Source organism: Methylobacterium haplocladii, from assembly GCF_007992175.1.
GTDB lineage: Bacteria > Pseudomonadota > Alphaproteobacteria > Rhizobiales > Beijerinckiaceae > Methylobacterium > Methylobacterium haplocladii.
Genome location: NZ_BJZT01000051.1, coordinates 1 through 23,090 on the forward strand (window position 1 = coordinate 1; position 23,090 = coordinate 23,090).

A 23,090-nucleotide genomic window follows, 5' to 3' on the forward strand; every position below is an offset into this window, starting at 1 on the left:
AGGGAGGCAGCCGCGCCGGGATGGATATCCGCCAGCAGCTTCTCGCCGCCTTCGAGGCCGAGCATCGCGAGCATCTCGATGCGATCCGCTCGGGGCTCGCAGCCGCGGCCGATGGCCGGCCGGCCGACTGGAACGACATCTTCCGGCGTGCCCACAGCCTGAAGGGCGCCTCCCGCGCCGTGGACCTGCCGCCGGTCGAGGCTGTGGCGCACCGCCTGGAGAGCCTGTTCGAGCGGATCAAGGGCGGCGAGCGCGTCCTCGACCGCGACGCGCTGGCGGCGATCCATCTCGCGCTCGACCGCATCGAGGCCTTCGTCGCGGAGATGAAGGAGGGCGCGCCGGCCATGCCGTCCGACGCCCTCTCCGCCCTCGACCGCTGCCTCACCGGCTCGCCGTCCGCCCCGATCCCCGTCGATCCGAGTGCCATCGAGCCACCGCCGCCTTCCGCCGCCGTCCCGTCTTCGAGCGTCGAGCCTACGGCGGAGCCGGCCGCGGACGCTGGGCGGCAGACCGTGCTGCGCGTGCCCGCCGCGGCGGTCGAGGCGCTGATGGGCGCGACGCACGGCCTCGCCAATGCCCTCGCCGGACAGAACGCCATCGGCGACGGGCTCGCCGGCCTCGCCACGGCGGCCGCCGGCATTCGCAAACGGGTCGAGGCGATGCGTTCGGAGACGCGCCCGCAGGACCCGCAACGCGCGCGGGCCGACCTCGGCGAGGTCGAGGCCGCCCTGTCCGTCGTGATGCGCGACGCCCTCGACCTCGTACGCCGGCACCGCTCCGGAGCCTCCGCCATCGGCACGGCCTCGGCCCGTATCCGCGAGGAAGCCGAGCGCCTGGCGCTGGTTCCGGCCGAGACCGCTTTCGGAGGCTTCGCCCGCGCGTTGCGCGACATGGCACGCGAGGACGGCCGTGAGGTCGAGGTTACCGTACGCGGGCTCGAGCTGCCCGTGGAACGGGCGATGCTGCAGGCCCTGCGCGACCCGGTGCTGCACGTCCTGCGGAACGCCCTCGGCCATGGCGCGGAGCCGCCGGAGATGCGCCGGCGCTCCGGCAAACCCGAGGCGCTGGCGATCCTGTTCGAGGTCGAGGCGCGCGGCAGCCGTCTGGTGATCGGCGTCCACGACGACGGCCGTGGCCCCGATCTGCCGGCGATCGAGGCCCGGGGGCGCGAGCGCGGTCTGCTCGCGCCCGACGAGGCGCCGGATCCGGAGCGGCTGTTGGCCCTCGTCTTCGAGCCCGGCTTCTCGACGGCGCAGGGCGTCGACACCCTTTCCGGCCGCGGCATCGGGCTCGCCGTCGTGGCCGACGCCGCGCGCCGCTTGCAGGGCAACGTGAGGCTCATCCCCCGCGAGCCGTACGGCGCCTCACTCGTCATGAACCTGCCGCTCTCGGCCGCCCGGCGCCCGCTTCTGCTGGTCGAAGCCGGCGGCGCAACCTACGCCCTGCCGAGCGCCGCAGCGGAACGGCTGCTCCGAGTCGATGCCGGCGATCTCGACACCGTGGCCGGTCGGCCCGTCGCCCGCGTCGGCGTGCGCGAGGGAGAGACCGAGACCGCGCTGACACTGCCCATCGCCGAACTCGGCGATCTCGTCGGCGCGGCCGCGTCGAGGGGGGACGGAGAGCACTCGCCCCACGTGATCCTTCTCCGGTCCGCGGGCCGTCGATGTCTCCTGCGCGTCGACGCTCTGCAGGACGTGCGCACCCTGCTCGTCCTGCCGGCGCCCGCGATCGGTGCGGATCCCGGCCTGATCGTCGGCACCGTGGTTCTCGGCAGCGAGACGCCGGTGCTGGTGCTCGATCCCGAAGGCTTAATCGCCAGGGCCGAAAGCCCGGCTTTGCGGCCGCGCGCTTTCGGTACGAAAGCATACGTCGCCGACCACGGAACGATGCCGGAGACGCGACGTTCGACGATTCTGGTCGTGGACGATTCCATCACCACCCGCACGCTGGAGAAGAGCATCTTGGAAGCGGCCGGGTACCGCGTGGTCGTCTGCGTCGATGGGCAGGATGCGCTCGATCGGCTCCGCGCCGAGATCGAGCCCGTGGATCTTGTCCTGGCGGACGTGGAGATGCCGCGCCTCGACGGCTTCGGCCTCGTGAAGGCCCTGCGCGCGGACACCGCCTTCGCGGCCCTGCCTGTCATCCTGATGACGTCCCGCGGTGCGTCGGAAGACGTTGCCCGTGGGCTCGAGCTCGGGGCGGATGCCTATCTCACCAAGCAGAAATTCGATCAGCGCGAACTCTTGGATACCGTCGGTCAGCTGCTGTGAGTGATGGTCCGGCCGCAAGCGCCCGCGTGCGCGTGATGCTCGTCGAGGACTCCCTCGTCGTGCGCACCCTCCTCACTCACATCGTCGCGCGCGATCCGCGTCTGGAGATCGTCGGCGCGGTCGCCTCCGGCGAGGAGGCGCTCGCCGCGATCGATACGGTGCGCCCGGACGTCATCTCGATGGACATCCGGCTACCCGGCATCGACGGGCTGGAGACGACGCGCCGGATCATGGCCGAGCGGCCGACGCCGATCGTGGTGGTGGCCGACTCCGTGGAGGATTCCTCGCTCAAGATCTCGATGAACGCCTTGCGTGCCGGCGCGCTCTCGGTGGTCGAGAAGCCCGTCGCCACCACCAATGCCGGCTACGAGGCTGTGGCCGGGCAGATCTGCACGCAGCTGCGTATCATGGCCGCGGTCCCGGTGATCCGGCGGCGCCCAATCGGCGCGGAATGGACGTCGCGCAACGCCGCAGCCGCCTTGCGTGGAACCGTCCTGCCCGCGATGGAAGCGCGACCGAGCGTGCTCGCCATCGCGGCCTCCACCGGCGGCCCCCCGGCGCTCGCCAAGGTGATCGGGGCGCTTTCCATGGACTTCCCGCTGCCGGTGCTGCTCGTGCAGCACATGGGCGCGGCGTTCATGGAGGGGTTCGCCGCCTGGCTCGATGGCGTCGTCGGCCTGCCCGTGGCGATCGCGAAGGAGGGAGAGCGGATCGTGCCGTCGCGTGTCTACGTCGCCCCCGGCGACCAGCATCTCGAACTCGGCCACGGTCGCACGATCCGCATCAGCGATGCCGCGCCGGTCGGCGGCCAGCGTCCGGCGGCGACGGTGCTGTTCCGCTCGGTCGCGCGCCATGCCGGCCCCCGCGGGCTCGGCGTATTGCTGACCGGCATGGGCGAGGACGGCGCGCTCGGCCTCCTCGACATGCACCGGGCCGGCGCCGCGACCGTCGCCGAGCATGAGAGCACGGCGGTGGTCTACGGCATGCCGGCGGCAGCGGTGCGCCTGTCGGCGGCCGGCAGCGTACTGCCCCTCGACCATGTCGCCAGCCATATTCAGCGCCTTGCCCAGGCCGAGGGTCTATCGTGAGCGTCGCGGGAACCGAGACGCATCCGGCCCCTCGCCTCCTACTGGTCGAGGATTCCGAGACGCAGGCGCTCGAACTGCGGCTGCTGCTCGAGGCCCAGGGCTTTGCTGTCGAGCGTTGCGCCACGGCCGAGGCGGCGCTGGACCGGCTCAACGAGGGCCTGCCGGACCTCGTCGTCGCCGATTACCACCTGCCCGGCATGAACGGCGACGAGTTCACCCGGCAGATGCGCCTTTCGCTGCGCACGCGCGCGCTGCCGGTGCTGATGCTGACGGGCGCCCAGGACGGCGAGCGCCAGGGCCTGGAGAGCGGCGCCGACGCCTACATCGCGAAGTCGGCCGACCGCGATCTGCTGGTTCTGCGCATCCGGGCGCTTCTGCGCGAGCGCAAGGGCGTCCACGCCGAAGCCGCCGGCGGATCGGCCTTCCGGCGCGGACGTATCCTCGTCATCGACGGCAGCGCGACCTACCGCACCTTCTTCGCCGGCCTGCTCAGCCAGGACGGCCATGCCGTCGAGACCGCCGCGAGCCGTGAGGCAGCACTCGCCGCCCTCGACGCGCCCCAGGCGGCCGTCGATTGCGTCACCGTCGATCTGATGGGGCATTCCTATGACGGCCTCGACCTCTGCCGCGAGATCGCGACGCGCCGCAGCGCAGGCTCCGATGCCGAGGGCGGCCAAGCCTTCCATCTCGTCTGCGTCTGCGGCAGTGCCCCGGACAAGGCGCTCCTCGTCGCGGCATTCTCGGCTGGGGCCGACGACGTCGTCGCCAAGACCGACGGCGAGGTGCTGGCCATGCGCGTGCGCGGCCTCGTGCGCCGCCGGCTGCTGGAAGAAGACAACCTTCGCGTGGCCGGGGCATTCGGTGCCCGCGAGCGGGCCCTTGAGCGCGCCCGCGCCGAGGCCGAGGCGGCGGAGGCCCGGGCTGCCCTGGCCGATGCCCTGGAGCAGGCCAACCAGGATCTCGCCGATGCGAACCGCCGGCTCACCGATGCGCAGGCCAAACTCGTCCAGGCGGCGAAGATGGCTTCGCTCGGCGAGCTCGTCGCCGGCATCGCCCACGAGATCAACAATCCGCTCGCCTTCATCCTCGCTCACCAGGGTACCGTGGAGCGGGTGCTCGGCGACATCCCGGAGCCCGAAGGCGATCCCGGCCGGCGCGCCCTGACTAAGGCCCGCGACCGCGTCGGCTCGATGCGGATCGGGCTCACGCGCATCCAGGACCTCGTCCTGAACCTGCGAAAGTTCTCTCGGCTCGACGAGGGCGAGCGGGCGCTGGTCGACGTCCACGAGGCGATCGAGACCGTGCTGGCCCTCCTTCAGCACAAGCTCGGCGACCGCATCGCCGTGGTCCGCGACTTCTCCGGGCGCCAGCAGATGCACTGCACGCCGGCACTGCTGAATCAGGTCGTGATGAACATCCTCGGCAACGCCGCCGATGCGATCCCCGGAGAGGGCGCGATCACCATCGCGACCGTGGCCGAGCCCGACGCGGACGTGATCCGAATCAGCGATACCGGACCGGGCATTCCCGAAGACCTGCGCGAGCGGATCTTCGAGCCGTTCTTCACGACGAAGGCGGTCGGCTCCGGTACGGGTCTCGGCCTCGCGATTGCTTACAGTGTCGTACAGGCGCATAGCGGCTCGCTCAGCGTGGAGGCGGCAGAGGGGGGCGGCGCCTGTTTCGTGATCGTCATCCCACGGCAGGCGGAGCTGGCATGAGCCACAGGGGCACGATCCTGGCCGTCGACGACGAGCCGGACATCCTGATCGCCATCGAGGACCTGTTCGAGGACGAGTACCGGGTCCTGACCAGTTCCAAGCCGGCCGAAGCGCTGGACCTCCTGCGCGACGAGCCCGACGTCTCGGTGATCGTCTCCGACCAGCGCATGCCGGGCATGAACGGCGACGCACTGCTTGCCGAGGCCCGCGCCTTTCATGATGCGCAGGCCATCCTGCTAACCGGCTATGCCGACATCTCGGCCGTGATCGCCGCGCTAAACAAGGGCGGCATCATCGGGTACGTGACCAAGCCTTGGGATCCGACGCTGCTGCGCACCACCGTGCGCAATGCCTACGAACGCCACCGCCTCGCACGCGATCTCGCGACGGAGCGGGCGCTGCTGCACGGGCTGCTCAACCACGCCGACGACGCGATCTCCTTCAAGGACGCTGCCGGGCGTCTCGTGCGCCTCAACGCGCGCAAGGCGGCGCAGCTCGGACAGGAGCCCGCAGCCTGCCTCGGCCAGCCCGAGCGCGCGTTTCGCGACGAGGCCAGCGCCAGCGCGATCGAGCAGGCCGACGCGGCGGCCATCGCCGGTGCTATGCCGAGCGAGACGATCGTGTCCGAGGGGCCGCACGGCGCCGAGCGCTGGACCAACATCGCGCGCGTTCCGATCCGGGGCGCCTCGGGCGCGGTCGAGCACCTCGCCACGATCGAGCGGGACATCACCGAGCAGAAGGTGCTGGAGGCGCGTCTGCGCCAGTCGGACAAGATGCAGGCGCTCGGCACGCTCGCCGGCGGCATCGCGCACGACTTCAACAACCTGCTCACCGCGATCCTCGGCAGCCTGGAACTGGCAGGCCCCAAGATCGCCGATCAGCCCCGGGTCAAGCGGCTGATCGACAATGCCACCGGCGCCGCGCAACGCGGTTCTGCCCTGACCAAGCGTCTTCTCAGCTTCAGCCGCTCCGGCGATCTGCGCCTGCGCAGCGTCGACGTGAACACGCTGATCGACGGCATGAGCGACCTGTTCGGCCGCAGCCTCGGGGGGTTGGTGAGTGTGCGGACCGCGCTGGACCCGGATCTGCCGCAGGCCTGCGTCGACCCGGATCAGCTCGAGCTCGCGATCCTCAACCTCTGCATCAACGCCCGCGATGCGATGCCCGACGGCGGCGCCATCACGCTCACGACGCGCTCGGTGGCCATACACGGGGATGGCGACCTCGCTGATGGCGCCTACGCCGTGCTGACCGTCGCCGACGAGGGCACCGGCATTCCACCCGAACTGCTGGAACGGGTTTGCGAGCCGTTCTTCACCACAAAGGCCGTGGGCCAAGGCACGGGGCTCGGCCTCGCCATGGTCTTCGGTCTCGCGCAGCAGGCCAAGGGGCGTCTGCGCATCACCAGCGAGGTCGGCATCGGCACACAGGTCGAACTCGCCCTGCCGCGCGCGGACGTGGCTATCTCCGGCGACAGCGAGGCCGAGGCCGAGGCCGCCCCGGCGCACGCAGCCAGTCCCGCGCGCATCCTGGTGGTCGATGACGATGAGGAGGTCCGGCACGTAACCGCATCGTTCCTCAACGATTTCGGCTATACCGAGTCGGAGGCGTCCGACGGCGTCTCGGCGCTGGCGATGATGGAGCGGACGGCGTTCGATCTCGTCGTGGCCGATCTCGCGATGCCCGGCATGAACGGGATCGAGCTCGCTGCGGAAGTGCGCCAGCGCTTCGCCGAGGTGCCGGTGCTGATCCTCACCGGACATGCCGAGGCCATGGCGATACCCGACGACCTCCCGGTGCTGGCCAAGCCTTTCGAGTCGGCCGAACTCGCGCGCTGCGTCTCGTCGCTGCTGTCCGCCTGACGCGCATGAAAAAAGGCGGCCCCGAAGGCCGCCTTTTCCGAAAACGCGTGTGAGCGGGAGGCTCAGGCCGCCTCGGACTCGCCGCCCTGCACCGGACCGGAATCCTTGCCGCGGGCATCGACGTCGCGGTCGACGAACTCGATGACGGCGAGCGGGGCGTTGTCGCCCTTGCGGAAGCCGGCCTTCATGATCCGGCAATAGCCGCCCGGACGCGTGGTGTAGCGGGGACCGAGCACCGTGAAGAGCTTCTTGACCTGATCGGCATCGCGGATCTGGCCCATGGCGAGACGACGCGTGTGGACGCTGTCGATCCGGCCGAGCGAGATCAGCTTTTCCATGACCGGGCGAAGATCCTTCGCCTTCGGCAGGGTGGTGACGATCTGCTCGTGCTTGATCAGCGCGGCGGTCATGTTCGCGAACATCGCCTTGCGGTGCTCGGTGGTGCGGTTGAAGCGGCGACCGCGAAAACCGTGACGCATGATGGCATTCCTTGTCTGATCGGCCGCCGTGCCACGGTACGGCCGGGCGCCTCGGGAGCGAGGCGATTTCTTCGTTCCGCTTGACCCCGCGGCGGGATTCTTGGCCGACCGTCATTCCGGGGCGCCGGAGGCGAACCCGGAATCCAGAACCGCCGAAACGGCCGGTTGGATCGCGACCTGCACGTCTGGATCCCGGGTTCCGCTGCGCGGCCCCGGGATGACGCGTGGGTGCTAGTAGTGCTCTTCGAAGCGCTTCGCGAGATCTTCGATGTTCTCCGGCGGCCAGCCGGGGATGTCCATGCCGAGGTGCAGGCCCATGCCGGCCAGCACTTCCTTGATCTCGTTGAGCGACTTGCGGCCGAAGTTCGGAGTGCGCAGCATCTCGCCCTCCGACTTCTGGATCAGGTCGCCGATGTAGACGATGTTGTCGTTCTTCAGGCAGTTCGCCGAACGGACGGACAGCTCCAGCTCGTCGACCTTCTTGAGTAGCGCCGGGTTGAAGGGGAGCTGCGGCGCGAGCGGCGCAGCCTCTTCCTTGCGGGGCTCCTCGAAGTTCACGAAGATCTGCAGCTGGTCCTGGATGATGCGCGCAGCGTAGGCCAGCGAATCCTCGGGTGAGACCGCACCGTTGGTCTCGACCGTCATGGTCAGCTTGTCCTTGTCGAGATCCTGGCCCTCGCGGGTGGTCTCGACGCGGTAGCTGACCTTGGTCACGGGCGAGAACAGGGCGTCGACCGGGATCAGGCCGATCGGCGCGTCCTCGGGACGGTTGCGCTCGGCCGGGACGTAGCCCTTGCCGGTGGCGACCGTGAACTCCATCCGGATTTCGGCACCATCGTCGAGCGTGCAGAGCACGAGGTCCGGGTTGAGGATCTGGATGTCGCCGACCACGCCGATGTCGCCGGCGGTCACCAGACCCGGGCCGGTCTTGCGCAGGGTCATGCGCTTCGGTGTGTCGGTCTGCGAGCGGATGGCGATCGTCTTGATGTTCAGGACGATGTCGGTGACGTCCTCGCGGACGCCCGGGATCGACGAGAATTCATGCAGCACGCCGTCGATCTGAACCGAGGTCACCGCTGCGCCCTGGAGCGACGAGAGCAACACGCGACGCAGCGAGTTGCCGAGCGTCGTGCCGAAGCCGCGCTCCAGCGGCTCGGCGACGACGGTAGCGACCCGCTTCGGGTCGTCGCCGGCCGCGACCTGCAGCTTGTTCGGCTTGATGAGCTCTTGCCAGTTCTTCTGAATGACCACGATCCTACCTCTCGTCAAACGCGCACGACCGGCGTCCCGGTCCGTGCTTCGGCCGACCCAGACGCGCCCCCGCGCCTGAGCCGGTCCCCAAACCTATTGCTGCCCTGACACCCAGAGCTCCGGCACGAAGCGGTAACCACCGCCGTCCCGCACGACGTAACCGAAAGCCGGAAACTCCAGATGAGATCCGGCGATCAGCGTGCGGTTGTCCGCGACCTCGGCGAGGATGCGCTGGCGCGTCTCCCGTGCCTGGTCGCCATCCACGTCGAAGCCCAGTCCGGCCTGCGGGTTGGCGAACTGGATCGCCGGCAGGTGGACGATGTCGGTCCACATCAGCAGCGTCTCGCCGCTCGACGTGATCCGAAAACCGGTGTGGCCCGGCGTATGGCCGGGCAGCGGAACGGCCACGATGCCGGGAGCTACTTCCCCGCCGCGATGCTCGCGGACGCGGCCCTCGTAAGCAGAGACGACCTTACGGGCATTCTCGAAATACGGCTTGGCCCCGTCCGGTGCCGCCGAAAGGGCCGCATCGGGCAGCCAGTGGGCCGCTTCATCGGCGTGAAGCCGGAGTTCGGCGTTCGGAAACCGGGCCGTACCGTCATCCGCGAGCAGGCCGCCGACATGGTCGGGATGCAGGTGGCTGACGAGGACCGTCCCGATATCCTGCGGCGCGATTCCGGTGGTGGCGAGCGCCGCCGGGACCCGACCGAGCGTGTCGGTGGGTGCGAAACCACCATAGCCCGCATCGATCAGGACCGGCTTGCGGCCGGGACCCGTGATCAGGAAGGCGTTCAGCGTGATCCGCGGCTCCGACGGACGAAAGCCCGCTTCCTGCAGACGGACCGCCTCGGCGGCGGAAATGCCCGTGACGAGGTTCTCGGCCGTATCCTGAAACCAGCCGTCATTGAGCACGGTGACCGTAAGGTCGCCGAGATTCCAACGCAGCACGCCAGGGAGCGGCTTCGAGCCGTCCGACACGGGGATCTCCTTGCCTCTATACCGATCAGACGCGACGGCGCTTGCGCGGGCGGCAGCCGTTATGCGGGATCGAGGTCACGTCGCGGATCGATGTGACGGTGAAGCCAGCGGCCTGAAGCGCGCGGAGCGCCGATTCACGACCCGAACCGGGGCCAGAGACCTCTACCTCGAGGGTCCGCATGCCGTGTTCGGCAGCCTTGCGGGCGGCATCCTCGGCGGCGACCTGGGCGGCGTAAGGCGTCGACTTCCGCGAGCCCTTGAAGCCCATCGCACCCGACGAGGACCACGAGATCGTGTTGCCCTGAGCGTCGGTGATGGTGATCATCGTGTTGTTGAACGAGGCGCTGACATGCGCGACGCCCGAGACGATGTTCTTGCGTTCGCGCCGGCGGACGCGGGTCGGTTCCTTGGCCATCTTTTTTCGCTCTCGTCCTTCAAGCGCACCCGTAATTCCAGGTGCTCGGGATTTTCTTGGGAGGTGGCGGCGTGTCTGTGGACTGCCGCGCGGCTAAGCCGACGCCCGTCTCGGGACACCGGCTCGACGGTCAGGAGGCCGAGCGAAGCACGGCCTCCCAATCGCAAATCATTTCTTCTTGCCGGCGATGGGCTTGGACTTGCCCTTGCGGGTGCGGGCGTTGGTGTGCGTGCGCTGACCGCGGACGGGCAGGTTGCGGCGATGGCGCAGGCCACGGTAGCAGCCGAGATCCATCAGACGCTTGATGTTCATGGAGACGTCGCGGCGCAGGTCGCCCTCGACCATGTAGTCGCGGTCGATCGTCTCACGGATCTGGAGAACCTCGGCGTCCGTCAGCTCGTTGACGCGACGCTCTGCCGGGATGCCCACCTTCTCGGTGATCTCGCCGGCGTTCTTGGCGCCGATGCCGTGAATGTACTGAAGCGCGATGACGACGCGCTTGTTGGTCGGAATGTTGACGCCTGCAATACGGGCCAAGGATATTCTCCATGAGCGGCGCGGGCTGTACCCGGCCTGATGAACATGCACGCGTCCGGTGGAGGCCGGCCCTTGCGTGCGGTGCAAGATTAGGCCCGTAACGACAAATCGGCCCAAGAGCAGCCTCAGCGAGGCGCCCCGGACCCGATCGCGGTCTGGACGAAGGAGGCCCGCCTAGCGCAGGCCTCCAGAGGTGTCAAGGGTAGTCCACCCGACGCTCCGCTCAGGACGAGACGGTCTGCCGGTAGGGCTCGAGGATCGTCATGAGATCCGTGGTGACCTCGTCGATCGGCTTCATGCCGTCGACCTTCTGCAGATGGCCGAGGCCCTCGTAGTAGTCCGACAGGGGCGCGGTCTGCTTCTTATAGGCCTCGAAGCGGGACTTGAAGACCTCCGGAGTATCGTCCTTGCGGACGGGCTGACCGCGGGCGGCGGTCTCCTCGGCACGCTTGGCGATACGGCCGACGAGGGCGTTCTCGTCGACGACGAACTCGATGACGGTGTCGAGGTCGAGCCCCTTCTCCTTCAGCATCGCATCGAGCGCCTTCGCTTGCTCGACCGTGCGCGGAAAGCCATCGAGGATGAAGCCGTTCTTGGCGTCCGGCTCCTCGACACGGTCAGCGACGATCCCGACGACGACGGCATCCGGCACTAGGCCGCCGCTCTCCATGATCGACTTCGCCTCCAGGCCGACCGGTGTGCCGGCCGCGACGGCCGCACGCAGCATGTCGCCGGTCGAAAGTTGGGGAACGTCGAAGGCGTGCGTGATTCGCTCGGATTGGGTGCCCTTCCCCGCCCCGGGTGGTCCGAGCAGAATGATCCGCATGGCGTCGTAATCCTCCTCAGGCCCGCCTCGCGGGCTCGTTCTTCCATTTGGCAGAATAGGCTACCGAGCAGCGGGAGAGGAACGGATTATTCGCCCTCTCCCATGGACCTTTGACCGACAGGCGCCTCAGCGCCGACGCTGGTTGGTCGATGCGCCACGCAGCTTCGCCTTCTTCACAAGGCCTTCGTACTGGTGCGCCATCAGATGCCCGTGGATCTGGGCGACCGTGTCCATGGTCACCGAGACCACGATCAGCAGCGAGGTGCCACCGAAGCCGAGACTTGCCGAGGTGTAGGACGCGACGATCTCCGGCACGAGGCAGACAAAGGTCAGGTAGAGCGCGCCGATCACCGTGATCCGGGTCAGGATCTTGTCGATGTAGCTCGCCGTCCGCTCGCCGGGCCGCTGCCCCGGAATGAAGCCGTTATGCTTCTTCAGGTTGTCGGCGGTCTCCTGCGGGTTGAAGACGACGGCCGTGTAGAAGAACGTGAAGAAAATGATCAGCGCGGCGTAGAGCACCATGTAGAGCGGCCGGCCGTGGCCAATATAGGCCGTGAGCGTGCCGAGGATGCCGGTGGATCCCTGGCTCGCTGAGAAGCTCGCCACGGTGGCCGGCAGCAGCAGAAGCGACGAGGCGAAGATCGGCGGGATCACGCCCGAGGTGTTGAGCTTGAGCGGCAGGAACGAGGTCTGGCCCTCGTACATCCGGTTGCCGACCTGACGCTTGGGGTACTGGATCAGCAACCGGCGCTGGGCCCGCTCCATGAACACGATGAAGTAGACGAGGCCGACAGCAGCCAGTGTGGCGCCGAGAAGCAGGGCGGGCGACAGCGCGCCGGTGCGGGTCAATTCCAGCGCACCGAAGATCGCCGCCGGCAGGTGGGCCACGATACCTGCAAAGATGATCAGCGAGGAGCCGTTGCCGATGCCGCGCGAGGTGATCTGTTCGCCGATCCACATCAGGAACAAGGTGCCGCCGGTCAGCGTCAGAACGGTGGAGAGGATGAAGAACGGTCCGGGATTGATCACCGCGTTCGAGCCCTGGAGGCCGAAGGCGATGCCCCAGGACTGGACCAGCGCCAGCACCACGGTCAGGTAGCGGGTATACTGGTTGATGACCTTGCGGCCGGACTCGCCCTCCTTCTTGAGGGCTTCGAGCGTCGGTACGACCGAAGTCAGCAGCTGGACGATGATCGAGGCCGAGATGTACGGCATGATGTTCAAGGCGAACACGGCCATGCGCTCGACGGCACCGCCGGAGAACATGTTGAACATGCCGAGCACGCCGCCGGCCTGACTCTGGAAGTTCTTCGCGAACTGCTCGGGATCGATGCCGGGAATCGGGATGTAGGTCCCGAGGCGGAACACGATCAGCGCACCGATCGTGAACCAGATCCGCTTCTTCAGTTCGTCGGCTTTGGCGATGGCCCCAAAATTCAGATTGGCGGCAAGCTGCTCGGCGGCTGAGGCCATGTCACGGGTTCCCGAAGAATGCCGTCCGGAGGATCGTCAAAACGAATGCGGCGGCCGCGCGTGGTGCACGGGCCGCCGCAGGATGCCTGGACTTAAGCGCTGGCTCAGGCCGACGCAACAGAGCCGCGGTGGGCGACGCCCGAAGCGAACTTCGTCGTGACCGAGCCGCCAGCCTTCTCGACCGCCTCGACGGCGGACTTCGAAGCGCGTGTGACCTCGAAGCTTAGCTTTGCGGTCAGTTCGCCGACGCCCAGCAGCTTCACGCCGTCGCGGGCCCGGGCAATGACGCCCGCGGCGACGAGGGACGAGACCGTGACGGTCGCGGCCTTGTCGAGCTTGCCTGCATCGATCGCCTGCTGCACTCGGCCGAGGTTCACCTCGTTGAGGTCGGTCGAGTACAGGTTGTTGAAGCCACGCTTGGGCAGGCGACGATGCAACGGCATCTGGCCGCCCTCGAAGCCCTTGATGGAGACGCCGGTACGGGCCTTCTGACCCTTCACGCCGCGTCCACCGGTCTTGCCCTTGCCGGAGCCGATGCCTCGGCCGACACGCATCCGGTTCTTGGTTGCGCCTTCGTTGTCGTGGATCTCGTTGAGCTTCATCGCGCCCTCCTCAAGCCACGTCGCCGTGGACGCGCACGAGGTGCGCAACCTTGCGGATCATGCCGCGCACGGAGGGAGTGTCCTCCAGTTCGGACACACGGTGGAGCTTGTTCAACTTCAGGCCGATCAGCGTCGCACGCTGGGAGGCCTCGCGGCGGATCGGAGAACCGATCTGCTCGACACGGACAGTCTTGGTAGCCATGCGATCCTCCCCTTACGCCACTGCGGCTTCGGAGGTGTCGGCCGGGTCGGCATCACGGCGGCGCGACTGAAGCGCGGACACCTTGAGGTTACGACGGGCGGCGACGGAGCGCGGGCTGTCCTCGTTCTTGAGCGCGTCGAAAGTGGCGCGCACGAGGTTGTAGGGATTCGAGGAGCCGAGCGACTTGGCGACGACGTCCTGCATGCCGAGGGTCTCGAACACGGCGCGCATCGGGCCGCCGGCGATGATGCCGGTACCCTGGGGCGCGGCGCGCAAGATGACCTTGCCGGCGCCGTGACGTCCGTTGACGTCGTGGTGCAGGGTACGGCCTTCGCGCAGCGACACGCGGATCAGGCCGCGCTTGGCAGCTTCCGTCGCCTTGCGGATGGCCTCAGGCACCTCGCGGGCCTTGCCGTGGCCGAAGCCGACGCGACCCTTCTGGTCACCGACGACGACGAGGGCGGCGAAGCCGAAGCGGCGCCCACCCTTCACGACCTTGGCGACGCGGTTGATGTGGACGAGCTTGTCCACGAACTCGCTGTCGCGCTCCTCACGGTCATCGCGGCGGCCGCGGCCACCGCCTTCACGTTCACGTGCCATTTGTTTTCCACTTCATCTCACTGGCGCAGATCGTAACGATCCGCTCGCTCGATGGTCCGAACGCGCCGATTCTCGATCGGCAGGCCGGTACCGGGTCCGGGCAACGTAAGCCGCCCGGACAAGTCACAAAAGAATCAGAACTCGAGGCCGCCTTCGCGGGCTGCGTCGGCGAGAGCCTTGACGCGGCCGTGGAAGATGTAGCCCGAGCGGTCGAAGATGACCTTCGAAACGCCGGCAGCCTTGGCGCGCTCGGCCACGAGCTTGCCGACGGCCTGGGCCGCGGCGACGTTGGCGCCGGTCTTCAGGTCGCCCTTGATGCCCTTGTCGAGGCTCGAAGCCGCAGCCAGCGTGGTGCCGGCTGCATCGTCGATGACCTGAACGTAGATCTGCTTCGAGGAGCGGAACACCGAGAGCCGGGGCCGACCGTTTGCAGCAGCACGAAGTGCACGGCGCACGCGCGCCTTACGCTTGATGAGGGCTTCGTTCTTCGTAGACATGATCGCCCCCTTACTTCTTCTTGCCTTCCTTACGGAAGATGAACTCGCCCGCGTACTTCACGCCCTTGCCCTTGTAAGGCTCGGGACCGCGATAGTCGCGGATCTCGGCAGCGACCTGACCGACCTTCTGACGGTCGATCCCAGTGATGGTGATCTCCGTCGGCTTGGGCGTCACGATCGTGATGCCGGCCGGGATCTCGTATTCGATGTCGTGGCTGTAGCCGAGCGACAACTTGAGAGCCTTGCCGGCCATCGCGGCGCGATAACCCACGCCGGTGATCTCGAGCTTCTTCTCGAAGCCCTTCGAAACGCCCTCGACGAGGTTGGCCACCCGGGCGCGCGAGGTGCCCCAGAGCGACCGCGCGACCTTCGACTGGTCCTTGGGTTGCACCGTGACGGCGCCGTCTTCGAACGCCACGATGACCTGCGAGGGCACCACGAACTCGAGCTCGCCCTTGGTACCCTTCATCTTCACCGTCTGACCCGTGACCGTGGCGGTGACGCCGCTTGGTACGGGGACGGGCTTCTTGCCTACGCGAGACATTCGGCTGTCCTCCGGATCAGAACACTTTGCAGAGCACTTCACCGCCGACGTTGCGCTCACGCGCAACGTGATCGGCCATGACGCCCTGCGGGGTCGAGATGATGGTGATGCCGAGACCGTCGGCGACACGCGGCAGCTCGCCAACAGACGAGTAGACGCGGCGGCCAGGCTTCGACACGCGCTGAAGCGATCGGATGACGGGCTGGCCGTCATAGTACTTCAGCTCGATCGCGAAATCCGTACGGCCGTTTCCGAGATCGGTCACGGCGTAGTCGCGGATGTAGCCCTCGGACTTGAGAACATCGAGAACGCTCTTGCGAAGCTTCGATCCGGGCGTCTGGACGACGCTGCGGCGACGAAGCTGGCCGTTGCGGATGCGGGTGAGCATATCACCCACGGGATCATTGACCATGGTGGCTCCCCCTTACCAGCTGGACTTCACGAGGCCCGGGATCAGGCCCTTGTTGCCAAGCTCACGCAGGGCAATACGGGACAGACCGAGCTTGCGGTAAAAGGCGCGGGGGCGCCCAGTGACCTCACAACGGTTGCGAACGCGAACCGGAGACGAGTTGCGCGGCAGCTCGGCGAGCTTGAGACGCGCTTCGAAGCGCTGCTCCATCTCGATCGAGGTGTCGTTGGCGGTGGCGAGGAGCGCCTTGCGCTTCTCGGCGAAGCGCTTCACGAGCGCCTTGCGGTGGTTGTTCTTCTCGACTGAGCTTTTCTTAGCCATCTGCTATCTCCGGTGTCCGCGTATGAGGGGTGTGGTCCTCACTGCCGGAACGGGAAGTTGAATTGGGCGAGGAGAGCCTTCGCTTCGGCGTCAGTCTTGGCGCTGGTCTGGACGACGATGTCCATGCCCCACACCTGCTCCGCCTTGTCGTAGGAAATCTCCGGGAACACGAGGTGCTCCTTGAGACCCATGGCGTAGTTGCCGCGACCATCGAAGGAACGCGGGTTCAGGCCACGGAAATCGCGGACGCGCGGAAGCGCGATCGTGATCAGGCGATCGATGAACTCGTACATGCGCGCCTTGCGGAGCGTCACCTTGCAGCCGATCGGCATGCCTTCGCGAACCTTGAAGGTCGCGATGGCTTTCCGGGCCTTGGTGATCACCGGCTTCTGGCCGGCGATGAGCGCCAGATCGGCGGCGGCCACGGTGGCCTTCTTGGAATCGGCGGTAGACTCGCCGACACCCATGTTGATGACGATCTTCTCGATCTGCGGCACCTGCATGGGGTTCTTGTAGCCGAACTCTTCGATCAGCTTCTGGCGAACCACCTCTTCGTAATGCTTGCGCAGACGAGGGGTGTAGCCATCCGGAGAGGACGGCTTGCGGGGCTTCGCGTTCTTTGCCTCGCCGCCGCCGGCGGCCTGAGCGACGTCCTTGGCCTTCGCCTTGTCCTTGGCGCCGTCCTTCGGAGCATCCTTGGCCGGCTTGTTCTTCTTGGCATCAGCCATCGATCAGATCCCCCGAGCGCTTGGCGAAGCGGACCTTGCGGCCGTCGTCGAGAATGCGAAAACCGACCCGGGTCGGCTTGCCGTCCTTGGGATCGGCGATCGCGATGTTGGACAGGTGAATGGCAGCCTCCTTGGAGATGATGCCGCCTTCCTGGCTCTGCGTCTGCTTCTGGTGCTTCTTGACCAGGTTGACACCGCGGACGAGCGCACGGCTCTCCTTCGGAATCACCTGGATCACCTCACCGGACCGACCTTCGTCGCGACCGGTCAGAACGACGACGGTGTCGCCCTTCTTGATCTTGGCAGCCATTACAGCACCTCCGGGGCAAGCGAGATGATCTTCATGTGATTGCGGGCGCGAAGTTCGCGCGGCACGGGCCCGAAGATACGGGTGCCGACCGGCTCCTTCTGATTGTTGATGAGAACCGCAGCGTTCTTGTCGAAGCGGATCACCGAGCCGTCGACGCGCTTCACGGCCTTCGCCGTACGCACGACGACCGCCTTCATGACGTCGCCCTTCTTCACGCGGCCACGCGGGATGGCTTCCTTGACGGAGACGACGATGATGTCGCCGACGCCGGCATATTTGCGCTTCGACCCGCCAAGTACCTTGATGCACATCACACGACGCGCACCCGAGTTGTCGGCGACGTCCAGATTCGTCTGCATCTGGATCACGGAAGTGACCTTTCCTTGTTTCGGGCGGGTATCCGCACGCGGACGGTATTGTCCGGCGGACGACGCCTGATGGGGATCTGAGGTCCCCGAATGTAATGGACCGCGCAATCGGCATCTGAGACGCCGGCGCGGTCACCGCGGTCATACGAGGATGCGAACACCCCCGCGTCATGTCTGCGAAGATCGGCGCGATACTACGTGCCGACCTTCAATGCAAGAGCCGACGACGAGGCCGTCTCCGTGCGAAGGGCCTCAGGCGTGCTCGGCGACCGGCGTCTGGCCGGCAGCTTCGGCGGCGGCAGCCTGATCCTCTACCAACTTCCAGGTCTTGGTCTTCGAAAAGGGCCGCGACTCCTCAATGAACACCGTCTGACCCGTCTTGGCGAGATTGTTCTCGTCGTGGGCGTGATAGTGCTTCGAGCGGCGGACGGTCTTCTTCATTACGGGGTGGGTGTAGCGGCGCTCCACCTTCACCGTGATGGTCTTGTCGGTCTTGTCGCTGACGACAGTACCCTGCAGGACGCGCTTCGGCATGGTCTTGAACTCCTTAGCCTTGCGCCGATGCCAGCGTCTTGTGACGCTGAAGGGTGCGGACGCGGGCGATGTCGCGGCGAACCTCACGGACGCGGGCGACGTTCTCGAGCTGGCCCGTAGCACCCTGGAAGCGCAGGTTGAACTGCTCCTTCTTGAGCGCGATGAGCTCGTCGCTCAGTTGATCCGGCGACAGGGCGCGCAGATCCGACAGTCTCTGTGACGACTTCATGATCCCCTCCCCTCTCAGTCGGCGATGCGGGCGATGATGCGGGTGCGCACCGAAAGCTTGGCGGCCCCGAGGCGGAGTGCCTCGCGCGCCACGGTCTCGGCGACGCCGTCCACTTCGAACATGATACGGCCCGGATGGACACGGGCCGCCCAGTATTCAGGCGCACCCTTACCGGAGCCCATGCGGACTTCGGTGGGCTTGGCGGTGACGGGGACATCCGGGAATACCCGGATCCAGACACGGCCCTGACGCTTCATCTCGCGGGTGATCGCGCGGCGTGCCGCCTCGATCTGACGCGCCGTGACGCGCTCCGGCTCGACGGCCTTCAGGCCGAACGTGCCGAAGTTCAGGTCGTACCCGCCCTTGGCCGCGCCATGGATGCGCCCCTTGAACTGCTTACGGAACTTGGTCTTCTTGGGTTGCAGCATGGCAGCCTCTCAAAACTCTCCTCAGGCTCAGGCGGTCAGGCGTGAGCGGCATCGCGACGGCCGCGGCCGCCACGATCATCACCGTCACGCTCGCGACGTCCGCCGGAACGGCCGCCCTCTTCCTGGGCCTTCTTGTCCTGCGCCATCGGGTCGTGCTCAAGGATCTCGCCCTTGAACACCCAGACCTTGATGCCGCAGGTCCCATAGGTCGTGAACGCGGTGGCCGTGCCGTAATCGACATCGGCGCGCAACGTATGCAGGGGCACGCGGCCCTCGCGGTACCACTCCGTCCGGGCGATCTCGGCACCGCCGAGACGGCCGGCGCAGTTGATGCGAATGCCTTCGGCACCGAGACGCATGGCCGACTGCACGGCGCGCTTCATCGCGCGCCGGAAGGCGACGCGGCGCTCGAGCTGTTGGGCGATCGAGTCGGCGACGAGAACGGCATCGATTTCGGGCTTGCGCACCTCGACGATGTTGATCGTCACGTCCGCCTTGGTCATCGAGCCGACGAGCTTGCGCAGCTTCTCGATATCCGCGCCCTTCTTGCCGATCACAACGCCCGGACGACCCGAGTGGATGGTGACGCGGCACTTTCGGTGCGGACGCTCGATCACGATCTTGGAGACCGCGGCCTGCTTCAGCTGCTTCATCAGGGCGGCGCGGATCGCGACATCCTCATGCATCAGCTTGGCGTACTCGCCCTTGCCGGCGAACCAACGGGAATCCCAGGTCCGGTTGATGCCGAGCCGCAGGCCGATTGGATTGATTTTCTGACCCATGGAGTCCTCCTCAGGCCGCTTCAGCGCGCACTTCGCGAACCACGATCGTGAGGTTCGCGAAGGGCTTCAGGATACGGGCGCCGCGACCGCGAGCACGAGCATGGAAACGCTTGAGCACCAGCGCCTTGCCCACGAAGGCCTGTGAAACGACCAGGTCGTCCACGTCCAGATCGTGGTTGTTCTCGGCGTTGGCGATCGCGCTCTCGAGGCACTTCTTGACCTCGGTCGAAATGCGCTTGCGGGAGAACTCGAGATCGGCAAGCGCCGACTCGACCTTCTTGCCGCGGATCATCTGCGCGACAAGATTCAGCTTCTGGGGCGAGACGCGGAGCATCCGCGCAACGGCCTTGGCCTCGTTCTCAGGCAGAGCGCGGGGTGTGGCTTGCTTGCCCATGTCAGCGCCTCTTCGCCTTCTTATCGGCCGCGTGACCATGGAAGGTACGGGTCGGCGAGAACTCGCCGAACTTGTGACCGACCATTTCTTCGGTGACGTAGACCGGAATGTGCTTCTGCCCGTTGTGCACACCGAAGGTGATGCCAACGAACTGCGGGAGGATCGTGGAGCGGCGGCTCCAGATCTTGACGACCTCATTGCGGCTGGAGCCGCGGGCGGCGTCGGCTTTCTTGAGGAGGTAGCCGTCGACGAACGGCCCCTTCCAGAGGGAGCGTGCCATGGCGATTACTTCTTACGGTTATGACGGCTGGACAGGATGAAGGTATCGGTCCGCTTGTTGGACCGGGTCTTCTTCCCCTTGGTGGGCACGCCCCAGGGCGTGACCGGGTTGCGGCCGCCCGAGGTACGTCCCTCGCCGCCGCCATGCGGGTGATCGACGGGGTTCATCGCCACGCCGCGGTTGTGGGGTCGCTTGCCGAGCCAGCGGTTCCGGCCGGCCTTTCCGAGCGAGATGTTCATGTGGTCCGGGTTCGACACCGCACCGACGCTGGCGAAGCACTGACCGTGAACGAGGCGCTGCTCGCCCGAATTCAGGCGCAGCGTCACGTAGCCCTGGTCGCGTCCGACGATCTGAGCGTAGTTTCCGGCGGAGCGGGCGATCGCGCCACCCTTGCCGATCTTCAGCTCGACGTTGTGGACGATGGTGCCCACCGGCATGTTGCCGATCGGACCGGCATTGCCCGGCTTGATGTCGACCTGCTCGCCCGCGATCACCTTATCGCCGGGCGACAGGCGCTGCGGCGCGATGATGTAGGCCTGCTTGCCGTCGGGGAAGCCGATGAGCGCGATGAAGGCCGTGCGGTTCGGATCGTACTCGATCCGCTCCACGGTCGCCGACACGCCGAGATTCTCGCGGCGCTTGAAATCGACGTTTCGCAACGTCCGCTTATGACCACCGCCGCGGAAGCGGACGGTGATGCGGCCGAGGTTGTTGCGGCCACCCGAGGACGACTTGCCCACGGTCAGCTTCTTTACCGGCTTGCCCTTGTAGAGCTCACGGCGGTCGACGAGCACGAGCTGGCGAAGGCTCGGCGTGACCGGTTTGAATGTCTTCAAGGCCATCGGCTTGATCCTAGACTATCGCGTTCTCAGAGGCCGGTCGTGACGTCGATGGTGTCACCCTCGGCGAGGGTGACGATCGCCTTTTTCACGTCGGACCGCTGACCGCGTTGACCGCGGAAGAACTTCTTCTTGCCCTTGGTGATGAGCGTGTTGACGCCCGTCACCTTGACGTCGAACAGCTTCTCGACCGCTTCCTTGATCTGCGGCTTGGTAGCCTTCGGGGCGACCCGGAAGACGACCTTGTTCTGCTCGGTGAGGTTGGTCGCCTTCTCGGTGATGACCGGGGAGACGATGATGTCGTAGTGGCGCGGATCGGCACTCATTTGAAACGCTCCTCCAGCGCATCGACGGCCGCGCGCGTCAGCACGAGCGTGTCGCGGCGCAGGATGTCGTAGACGTTGATGCCCTGCACGGGCAGGACGTCGATCTTCGGCACGGCGCGGGCGGCGCGGCCGAAATTCTCGTCGACCTCGGGACCACCGATGATCAGCGCGCTCGACCAGCCGAGCTTGCCCAGCCGCTCGACCATGGTCTTGGTCTTGTGGTCGTCGACCTTGATGTCGTCGACGATGATCAGGGTCGAGGCCTTGGCCTTGGCCGAGAGGGCGTGACGCAGTGCGAGAGCACGGACCTTCTTGGGCAGGTCATGTGCATGGCTGCGCACGACCGGACCGAAGGCGCGTCCGCCGCCGCGGAACTGCGGAGCAGAGGCAGCGCCGTGACGGGCGTTACCGGTGCCCTTCTGCTTGTAGATCTTCTTCGTGGACCGATCGATGTCCGAGCGGTTCTTCACGGCATGGGTACCGGCACGGCGCTTGGCCAGCTGGTAGCGGACCATGCGCTGCAGAAGATCGGCACGGGGCTCAAGGCCGTAGATGGCCTCGCTGAGCTCGACCGAGCCGGCCGAGGACCCGTCGAGCGTGGTGATATCAAGCTTCATCACGCGTTCTCCTCGGCTGCGGGAGCCTCGGCGGGCGCCTCTTTGGTAGCCGAACCGTCAGTGCCGTTCTCACGGAACTTGCCGGGAAGCGGCACGTCTGCGGGAAGCGCACGCTTCACCGCGTCGCGAACCTGGATCCAACCGCCGGCGACACCGGGAACGGCGCCTTCGACGAGGATCAGACCGCGCTCGGGATCGATGCGCACGACCTTGAGGTTCTGCGTGGTCACCCGATCGACACCCATGTGACCGGGCATCTTCTTGTTCTTGAAGGTCTTGCCCGGGTCCTGACGGCCACCGGTCGAACCGATCGAACGGTGCGACACGGACACGCCGTGGGTGGCGCGCAGACCACCGAAGTTCCAGCGCTTCATACCGCCGGCAAAACCCTTACCCGTGCTTGTGCCCGTCACATCGACGAACTGGCCCGGGATGAAGTGATCGGCCGTGATCTCGGCGCCGACCGGGATCAGCGAGTCTTCGCTGACACGGAACTCAGCGAGCTTCTGCTTCGGCTCGACCTTGGCGACCGCAAAGCGGCCCCGTTCGGCGGCGGAAACGTTCTTTACCTTGGCCTTGCCGACGCCGACCTGAAGGGCGACGTAGCCGTCCTTGTCGTTCGTGCGGTGTGCCACGACTTGGCACTGATCGATTTGAAGCACGGTAACCGGCACATGCTCGCCTGCGTCCGTGAAGACGCGGGTCATGCCGACCTTTCGTGCAATGACGCCTGAGCGCATAGGTCTCTCCCTCGCGCGATGATCGCTGAAGCTCTAGGTCCTCGCGGGACTTAGAGCTTGATTTCCACGTCCACGCCAGCGGCGAGGTCGAGCTTCATAAGCGCGTCCACGGTCTGGGGGGTCGGATCGACAATATCGAGCACCCGCTTATGCGTGCGCATCTCGAACTGCTCGCGCGACTTCTTGTCGATGTGCGGCGAGCGGTTCACGGTAAACTTCTCGATGTGGGTTGGAAGCGGGATCGGTCCACGGATCTGCGCACCGGTGCGCTTGGCCGTCGAGACGATCTCCTTGGTCGACGCATCGAGGATGCGATGGTCGAACGCTTTCAGGCGAATGCGAATATTTTGACCGGACATGACCTAAACCTCGGCGGAAACATGGAGGGCGGGCGGGAGGGCCCGCCCCTCATCGTCCCCTGTCGATTGCGTGTGAGGGGCTTT

At 66.7% G+C, this 23,090-nt stretch carries 32 protein-coding genes; 4 read left to right on the plus strand and 28 right to left on the minus strand.

The annotated features are described in order from the left end of the window. Window positions 1-20 precede the first annotated feature (20 nt). The 4 genes from MHA02_RS20805 to MHA02_RS20820 are packed head-to-tail and all read left to right on the plus strand — an operon-like array spanning window position 21 to window position 6,938. Window positions 21-2,270, plus strand: a complete 2,250-nt coding sequence (locus MHA02_RS20805; protein ID WP_147082353.1) for a hybrid sensor histidine kinase/response regulator — start codon at window positions 21-23, stop codon at window positions 2,268-2,270. A 35-nt stretch (window positions 2,271-2,305) separates the two neighbouring features. Then, entirely contained in the window at window positions 2,306-3,358 is a 1,053-nt protein-coding gene (gene cheB, locus MHA02_RS20810) for a chemotaxis-specific protein-glutamate methyltransferase CheB (protein ID WP_147082410.1), read from the plus strand. Continuing rightward, window positions 3,355-5,076 (plus strand): response regulator, encoded by a 1,722-nt coding sequence (locus tag MHA02_RS20815; protein ID WP_147082355.1) that lies wholly within the window; start codon window positions 3,355-3,357, stop codon window positions 5,074-5,076. The genes cheB and MHA02_RS20815 overlap by 4 nt, the downstream gene beginning before the upstream one ends. Next, window positions 5,073-6,938: a response regulator gene (locus MHA02_RS20820; protein WP_147082357.1), complete on the plus strand. Its 1,866-nt coding sequence runs from the start codon at window positions 5,073-5,075 to the stop codon at window positions 6,936-6,938. Before MHA02_RS20815 ends, MHA02_RS20820 begins: the two co-directional genes overlap by 4 nt. A 62-nt stretch (window positions 6,939-7,000) precedes the next feature. Here MHA02_RS20820 and rplQ read toward each other — a convergent pair whose 3' ends face one another. The 28 genes from rplQ to rpsJ form a co-directional block, all read right to left on the minus strand. Then, the gene (gene rplQ, locus MHA02_RS20825) at window positions 7,001-7,417 is read right to left on the minus strand and encodes a 50S ribosomal protein L17 (RefSeq protein WP_147082359.1); all 417 of its coding nucleotides are present in this window, start codon (window positions 7,415-7,417) and stop codon (window positions 7,001-7,003) included. Between the two features lie 231 nt (window positions 7,418-7,648). After that, complete coding sequence (locus tag MHA02_RS20830) at window positions 7,649-8,686, minus strand: DNA-directed RNA polymerase subunit alpha (RefSeq protein WP_373866689.1); 1,038 nt, start codon at window positions 8,684-8,686, stop codon at window positions 7,649-7,651. Between the two features lie 75 nt (window positions 8,687-8,761). Beyond that, window positions 8,762-9,646, minus strand: a complete 885-nt coding sequence (locus tag MHA02_RS20835; protein ID WP_147082363.1) for an MBL fold metallo-hydrolase — start codon at window positions 9,644-9,646, stop codon at window positions 8,762-8,764. Between the two features lie 25 nt (window positions 9,647-9,671). Beyond that, the gene (gene rpsK, locus MHA02_RS20840) at window positions 9,672-10,061 is read right to left on the minus strand and encodes a 30S ribosomal protein S11 (protein WP_147082365.1); all 390 of its coding nucleotides are present in this window, start codon (window positions 10,059-10,061) and stop codon (window positions 9,672-9,674) included. Between the two features lie 168 nt (window positions 10,062-10,229). Continuing rightward, window positions 10,230-10,598: a 30S ribosomal protein S13 gene (rpsM, locus tag MHA02_RS20845; RefSeq protein ID WP_147082367.1), complete on the minus strand. Its 369-nt coding sequence runs from the start codon at window positions 10,596-10,598 to the stop codon at window positions 10,230-10,232. Window positions 10,599-10,821: 223 nt separating this feature from the next. Next, window positions 10,822-11,424, minus strand: a complete 603-nt coding sequence (locus MHA02_RS20850; protein ID WP_147082369.1) for an adenylate kinase — start codon at window positions 11,422-11,424, stop codon at window positions 10,822-10,824. 126 nt (window positions 11,425-11,550) lie between these two features. Next, window positions 11,551-12,897: a preprotein translocase subunit SecY gene (gene secY / locus MHA02_RS20855; RefSeq protein WP_147082371.1), complete on the minus strand. Its 1,347-nt coding sequence runs from the start codon at window positions 12,895-12,897 to the stop codon at window positions 11,551-11,553. A gap of 104 nt (window positions 12,898-13,001) precedes the next feature. Continuing rightward, window positions 13,002-13,499, minus strand: a complete 498-nt coding sequence (gene rplO, locus MHA02_RS20860; RefSeq protein ID WP_147082373.1) for a 50S ribosomal protein L15 — start codon at window positions 13,497-13,499, stop codon at window positions 13,002-13,004. 10 nt (window positions 13,500-13,509) lie between these two features. Beyond that, entirely contained in the window at window positions 13,510-13,701 is a 192-nt protein-coding gene (gene rpmD, locus MHA02_RS20865) for a 50S ribosomal protein L30 (RefSeq protein ID WP_147082375.1), read from the minus strand. Window positions 13,702-13,713: 12 nt separating this feature from the next. Next, window positions 13,714-14,301, minus strand: coding sequence for a 30S ribosomal protein S5 (rpsE, locus tag MHA02_RS20870; RefSeq protein ID WP_147082377.1), 588 nt, complete (start codon window positions 14,299-14,301; stop codon window positions 13,714-13,716). 134 nt (window positions 14,302-14,435) lie between these two features. Then, window positions 14,436-14,798, minus strand: coding sequence for a 50S ribosomal protein L18 (gene rplR / locus MHA02_RS20875; RefSeq protein WP_147082379.1), 363 nt, complete (start codon window positions 14,796-14,798; stop codon window positions 14,436-14,438). A gap of 10 nt (window positions 14,799-14,808) precedes the next feature. Further along, entirely contained in the window at window positions 14,809-15,342 is a 534-nt protein-coding gene (rplF, locus tag MHA02_RS20880; RefSeq protein WP_147082381.1) for a 50S ribosomal protein L6, read from the minus strand. A 16-nt stretch (window positions 15,343-15,358) separates the two neighbouring features. Beyond that, a complete protein-coding gene (gene rpsH, locus MHA02_RS20885) occupies window positions 15,359-15,754 on the minus strand; it encodes a 30S ribosomal protein S8 (protein ID WP_147082383.1) in 396 nt (131 codons plus the stop codon). Between the two features lie 12 nt (window positions 15,755-15,766). Then, window positions 15,767-16,072, minus strand: coding sequence for a 30S ribosomal protein S14 (gene rpsN / locus MHA02_RS20890; protein ID WP_147082385.1), 306 nt, complete (start codon window positions 16,070-16,072; stop codon window positions 15,767-15,769). Window positions 16,073-16,110: 38 nt separating this feature from the next. Next, window positions 16,111-16,800 (minus strand): 50S ribosomal protein L5, encoded by a 690-nt coding sequence (gene rplE, locus MHA02_RS20895; protein ID WP_280178016.1) that lies wholly within the window; start codon window positions 16,798-16,800, stop codon window positions 16,111-16,113. Continuing rightward, window positions 16,793-17,110: a 50S ribosomal protein L24 gene (gene rplX, locus MHA02_RS20900; RefSeq protein ID WP_147082387.1), complete on the minus strand. Its 318-nt coding sequence runs from the start codon at window positions 17,108-17,110 to the stop codon at window positions 16,793-16,795. Before rplX ends, rplE begins: the two co-directional genes overlap by 8 nt. After that, window positions 17,110-17,478, minus strand: a complete 369-nt coding sequence (gene rplN, locus MHA02_RS20905) for a 50S ribosomal protein L14 (protein ID WP_147047092.1) — start codon at window positions 17,476-17,478, stop codon at window positions 17,110-17,112. Before rplN ends, rplX begins: the two co-directional genes overlap by 1 nt. Window positions 17,479-17,730: 252 nt before the next feature. Then, window positions 17,731-18,012: a 30S ribosomal protein S17 gene (gene rpsQ / locus MHA02_RS20910; protein WP_147082389.1), complete on the minus strand. Its 282-nt coding sequence runs from the start codon at window positions 18,010-18,012 to the stop codon at window positions 17,731-17,733. Between the two features lie 13 nt (window positions 18,013-18,025). Next, window positions 18,026-18,241, minus strand: a complete 216-nt coding sequence (gene rpmC / locus MHA02_RS20915; RefSeq protein WP_147082391.1) for a 50S ribosomal protein L29 — start codon at window positions 18,239-18,241, stop codon at window positions 18,026-18,028. 14 nt (window positions 18,242-18,255) lie between these two features. Further along, window positions 18,256-18,669, minus strand: a complete 414-nt coding sequence (gene rplP, locus MHA02_RS20920; RefSeq protein ID WP_147082392.1) for a 50S ribosomal protein L16 — start codon at window positions 18,667-18,669, stop codon at window positions 18,256-18,258. Window positions 18,670-18,704: 35 nt separating this feature from the next. Further along, a complete protein-coding gene (gene rpsC / locus MHA02_RS20925; RefSeq protein ID WP_147082394.1) occupies window positions 18,705-19,451 on the minus strand; it encodes a 30S ribosomal protein S3 in 747 nt (248 codons plus the stop codon). A 10-nt stretch (window positions 19,452-19,461) separates the two neighbouring features. After that, on the minus strand, window positions 19,462-19,845 hold the full coding sequence (gene rplV, locus MHA02_RS20930) for a 50S ribosomal protein L22 (protein WP_147082396.1): 384 nt from the start codon (window positions 19,843-19,845) through the stop codon (window positions 19,462-19,464). Between the two features lies 1 nt (window position 19,846). After that, window positions 19,847-20,125, minus strand: coding sequence for a 30S ribosomal protein S19 (gene rpsS / locus MHA02_RS20935; protein ID WP_147082398.1), 279 nt, complete (start codon window positions 20,123-20,125; stop codon window positions 19,847-19,849). Between the two features lie 5 nt (window positions 20,126-20,130). Continuing rightward, the gene (rplB, locus tag MHA02_RS20940) at window positions 20,131-20,967 is read right to left on the minus strand and encodes a 50S ribosomal protein L2 (protein ID WP_147082400.1); all 837 of its coding nucleotides are present in this window, start codon (window positions 20,965-20,967) and stop codon (window positions 20,131-20,133) included. Between the two features lie 26 nt (window positions 20,968-20,993). Continuing rightward, the gene (locus MHA02_RS20945) at window positions 20,994-21,290 is read right to left on the minus strand and encodes a 50S ribosomal protein L23 (protein ID WP_147082402.1); all 297 of its coding nucleotides are present in this window, start codon (window positions 21,288-21,290) and stop codon (window positions 20,994-20,996) included. Beyond that, a complete protein-coding gene (rplD, locus tag MHA02_RS20950) occupies window positions 21,287-21,907 on the minus strand; it encodes a 50S ribosomal protein L4 (protein WP_147082404.1) in 621 nt (206 codons plus the stop codon). The genes MHA02_RS20945 and rplD overlap by 4 nt, the downstream gene beginning before the upstream one ends. Next, the gene (rplC, locus tag MHA02_RS20955; protein ID WP_147082406.1) at window positions 21,907-22,647 is read right to left on the minus strand and encodes a 50S ribosomal protein L3; all 741 of its coding nucleotides are present in this window, start codon (window positions 22,645-22,647) and stop codon (window positions 21,907-21,909) included. The genes rplD and rplC overlap by 1 nt, the downstream gene beginning before the upstream one ends. Window positions 22,648-22,697: 50 nt before the next feature. Then, window positions 22,698-23,006 carry a 30S ribosomal protein S10 gene (gene rpsJ / locus MHA02_RS20960; protein ID WP_147082408.1) on the minus strand — a complete coding sequence of 103 codons (309 nt, stop codon included), beginning with the start codon at window positions 23,004-23,006 and terminating at the stop codon, window positions 22,698-22,700. Window positions 23,007-23,090: the final 84 nt, after the last annotated feature.

Coding starts and splice junctions, on each gene's coding strand:
- MHA02_RS20805 (WP_147082353.1), top strand. CDS start 21: ATGGATATCCGCCAGCAGCTTCTCGCCGCCTTCGAGGCCGAGCATCGC.
- cheB (WP_147082410.1), top strand. CDS start 2,306: ATGCTCGTCGAGGACTCCCTCGTCGTGCGCACCCTCCTCACTCACATC.
- MHA02_RS20820 (WP_147082357.1), top strand. CDS start 5,073: ATGAGCCACAGGGGCACGATCCTGGCCGTCGACGACGAGCCGGACATC.
- rplQ (WP_147082359.1), bottom strand. CDS start 7,417: ATGCGTCACGGTTTTCGCGGTCGCCGCTTCAACCGCACCACCGAGCAC.
- rpsK (WP_147082365.1), bottom strand. CDS start 10,061: ATGGCCAAGGAACCGACCCGCGTCCGCCGGCGCGAACGCAAGAACATC.
- MHA02_RS20850 (WP_147082369.1), bottom strand. CDS start 11,424: ATGCGGATCATTCTGCTCGGACCACCCGGGGCGGGGAAGGGCACCCAA.
- secY (WP_147082371.1), bottom strand. CDS start 12,897: ATGGCCTCAGCCGCCGAGCAGCTTGCCGCCAATCTGAATTTTGGGGCC.
- rplO (WP_147082373.1), bottom strand. CDS start 13,499: ATGAAGCTCAACGAGATCCACGACAACGAAGGCGCAACCAAGAACCGG.
- rpmD (WP_147082375.1), bottom strand. CDS start 13,701: ATGGCTACCAAGACTGTCCGTGTCGAGCAGATCGGTTCTCCGATCCGC.
- rpsE (WP_147082377.1), bottom strand. CDS start 14,301: ATGGCACGTGAACGTGAAGGCGGTGGCCGCGGCCGCCGCGATGACCGT.
- rplR (WP_147082379.1), bottom strand. CDS start 14,798: ATGTCTACGAAGAACGAAGCCCTCATCAAGCGTAAGGCGCGCGTGCGC.
- rplF (WP_147082381.1), bottom strand. CDS start 15,342: ATGTCTCGCGTAGGCAAGAAGCCCGTCCCCGTACCAAGCGGCGTCACC.
- rpsH (WP_147082383.1), bottom strand. CDS start 15,754: ATGGTCAATGATCCCGTGGGTGATATGCTCACCCGCATCCGCAACGGC.
- rpsN (WP_147082385.1), bottom strand. CDS start 16,072: ATGGCTAAGAAAAGCTCAGTCGAGAAGAACAACCACCGCAAGGCGCTC.
- rplE (WP_280178016.1), bottom strand. CDS start 16,800: ATGGCTGATGCCAAGAAGAACAAGCCGGCCAAGGATGCTCCGAAGGAC.
- rplX (WP_147082387.1), bottom strand. CDS start 17,110: ATGGCTGCCAAGATCAAGAAGGGCGACACCGTCGTCGTTCTGACCGGT.
- rpsQ (WP_147082389.1), bottom strand. CDS start 18,012: ATGCCGAAGCGCGTCCTGCAGGGTACTGTCGTCAGCGACAAGACCGAC.
- rpmC (WP_147082391.1), bottom strand. CDS start 18,241: ATGAAGTCGTCACAGAGACTGTCGGATCTGCGCGCCCTGTCGCCGGAT.
- rplP (WP_147082392.1), bottom strand. CDS start 18,669: ATGCTGCAACCCAAGAAGACCAAGTTCCGTAAGCAGTTCAAGGGGCGC.
- rpsC (WP_147082394.1), bottom strand. CDS start 19,451: ATGGGTCAGAAAATCAATCCAATCGGCCTGCGGCTCGGCATCAACCGG.
- rplV (WP_147082396.1), bottom strand. CDS start 19,845: ATGGGCAAGCAAGCCACACCCCGCGCTCTGCCTGAGAACGAGGCCAAG.
- rpsS (WP_147082398.1), bottom strand. CDS start 20,125: ATGGCACGCTCCCTCTGGAAGGGGCCGTTCGTCGACGGCTACCTCCTC.
- rplB (WP_147082400.1), bottom strand. CDS start 20,967: ATGGCCTTGAAGACATTCAAACCGGTCACGCCGAGCCTTCGCCAGCTC.
- MHA02_RS20945 (WP_147082402.1), bottom strand. CDS start 21,290: ATGAGTGCCGATCCGCGCCACTACGACATCATCGTCTCCCCGGTCATC.
- rplD (WP_147082404.1), bottom strand. CDS start 21,907: ATGAAGCTTGATATCACCACGCTCGACGGGTCCTCGGCCGGCTCGGTC.
- rplC (WP_147082406.1), bottom strand. CDS start 22,647: ATGCGCTCAGGCGTCATTGCACGAAAGGTCGGCATGACCCGCGTCTTC.
- rpsJ (WP_147082408.1), bottom strand. CDS start 23,006: ATGTCCGGTCAAAATATTCGCATTCGCCTGAAAGCGTTCGACCATCGC.